This window comes from Klebsiella sp. 28 (assembly GCF_018223905.1).
GTDB classification, from domain to species: Bacteria; Pseudomonadota; Gammaproteobacteria; order Enterobacterales; family Enterobacteriaceae; genus Klebsiella; species Klebsiella pneumoniae.
Genome location: NZ_JAGRQY010000299.1, coordinates 1 through 2,500, shown reverse-complemented (window position 1 = coordinate 2,500; position 2,500 = coordinate 1). Strand labels below are relative to the sequence as shown.

The window sequence follows — 2,500 nt, the reverse complement described above, 5'->3', positions numbered from 1 at the left end:
GTCGGTGCTGTAGTTAAAATGAAAATCGATGTACGGAGTGCCCATCGACAGCTCTAACGCCTGGGAATACAGCTTGCCCTTTGCCGTATTATCGAAACCACCACCGACAACCAAATCTCCGGGCAACGTCGTCTGGTTATTGGTGCCAATAACGAGGATGTCATCAAAGGTGTCTGCCGGTGATACAGTGGTAGCTCTTGAACGCTGAACCCTGAACGGTGTTCCCGAGCCAACGGCAATCGTCCCGCCTTGCCCCTGTTTTTTGAGCAGAGCCAGATCTGAGTTCTTACCGAGAATAAAACCGGCATTATCGCTGGTTATAACCTGCGAGCCGTCGAGTTTGTTTCCTCCGGTGAGTTTTGCCAGCGCGTTAAGATCCGATGCTTTCGCCATCCCGGCTATCGCCGGCACGGTCACCTGCTTTCCTGTGATCGGGTCAGTCAGGGTAATATTGCCGCTGCCGGTCAGGGCCATCGACCAGCCCTCTACTACACTACGCCAGAATGCAAACGCGCTGGCCAGCTGGTTAGCAAACGACGAGGTGCTGGCGGTTTCAGCGGTAATAATGCCGTAACTGGCACCGGAAAATGCGGTGGTGATATTCCTAGTCAGCGTCAGTTGCGTGTCGCTGTCCACGGATTTGATCGCATACAGGTCAGCACTACCGCTGCGGTAGACCACCAGAATCGACCCGGGCAGTATCCCCAGCGCCACCTGTGACCATTTTGTTGTCGCACCTGTCACCCGTGCCTGCGACGCTGCACCCGTGACGGTGCCGACTTCATACATCGCCATAATAAAGTTGCTCCTGGATGGTTTTCCCTGGAAAAAGAAAAGGCCCCTTATGGGGCCTCTGTTAGCTAAATGAACTGCTGTCCGTCCGAAATGCGGTTGCGGTGATGTTCTCGACTGTGCAGGTGTAATCAATCGCGGCAGTACGACCTGACGCTCTGATAAAGAAGCCGACATTGTTGTAGTCAGCATCCAGGCGCGCGGCAAACCGCAATTCAAAGGCCGTGGTGCCGCCTGTGATATTACCGGCATCGACGAAGATACGGCGGGTTACCTCCTGCCCACCAATGTTGAACGTAATATCAGAGGTATACCCCAGGCCACTGCCCGTCCCATAGGTCTGGCACACCAGGGTGCAGGCCAGAACCACTGTCATGCTATACCCCCTGTTCTGATACGCACCGTTCCGCTGTACCGTCTGGTTGCGGCGGAAAGTCAGGCTGTCGTAACTTTTGGCCACCGCAATGTCACCAATGAACGAATCCGCCTGGACAGTGCCACGGAACACGCCGCTATTCGCTTCAACCCTGCCACGGACGATCACGTTATTGAACTGCGAAGAGCCATCCTTGGCGATACGCCAGCCTTGCGAGCCATCAACAAAGTTATTCGAGCGGATCTCGTTACCGATCTTCGCGTTCGTAATGGAACCGTCCGCGATTTTGGCAGAGGTCAGGGAACTGTTTTTGATACGTGCCGTATCGATATACAGCTCATTGCCTTCGGCAACCATCACCGGAACAGCCGTCGCATTATTACGATTGAACAACGAGAACCGGTCGGCATAAAGGATCATATCGCTCGTTTCACCATTGCTGCCCAGCGTAATCCCCGCGCCAACATTCTTTCCGTTAACCGTCTCAACCTTCATAGACCACAGCGAACTCACCGTACCATTCACATCCGCCACGGTTTTGGCGGTGTTCTGAACGGAAGCACTGAGATCCCCGACACTGGATGTCAGGGTCGTCTGCTGCGTTGCCAGCGCCTCCAGTGCCGTTGCATGCGTCTGCTGGGTACTGGTGATACTGGCCACCGATTTAATCGTATTGTCCAGCGTCGTCTGGTTTTTGATGTTGGCGGCCGCCTGCGCGTCAATCTGCGACTGAAGCGAGGTATTCAGACTGGCCTGTGTGCTCTGGCTGTCGCTTAGCGTCTTCGCCATGTTATCGACGCGGGAGTTGGCATTATCCACTTTCGTGGCCAGTGCCGTCTGCTGCTGCGCCTGGGCGGTGATTTTCCCTTCGGCATCCGTTACGCGAGCCGTCAGACCGCTCACGGCACTCGCCTTCGCGTCAGAGGCATCCTGTGCCGCTTTCGCATCGGTAACATCCGTGATAACCAGATCGTCGATATACAGCGAATAACCGGGGGTGCCGCTGCCGGAGGCGCCACGGGTAGAGATCCAGACCACTGCGCGTGTTCTCCCACCCCCGTTGTTACTGGCAATACCCGTAAATTTCACCCACTTATCACGCGCACCAAGAGCGGCTTCGCTGACAGTGACCGCCGACTGCCAGGAGTTTTGACCGGCAGCATTCAGTGAGTTAATGCCGACCAGCGTTGTCCACCCGGAGGATGGCGCCTGATCCGCCGGCATCATAGCCCAGAACTCAAACCGGAACTTCGCATCCTCACGGACTGACTGCCAGCTCCCAAGCTGTTTATCGCTGTTGCCGTTGTTGTTCGCTCCTCGACTCACCTGCAG

General features: G+C 55.7%; 1 protein-coding gene and 1 pseudogene. Both read right to left on the bottom strand.

The window, feature by feature from the left end; all coding sequences use genetic code 11:
* A pseudogene (locus KHQ28_RS28560) lies at window positions 1-795 on the bottom strand (tail fiber domain-containing protein); the annotation flags it as partial.
* A gap of 61 nt (window positions 796-856) precedes the next feature.
* A partial coding sequence (locus KHQ28_RS28555; RefSeq protein WP_211777796.1) for a DUF1983 domain-containing protein occupies window positions 857-2,500 on the bottom strand: 1,644 nt, incomplete at its 5' end.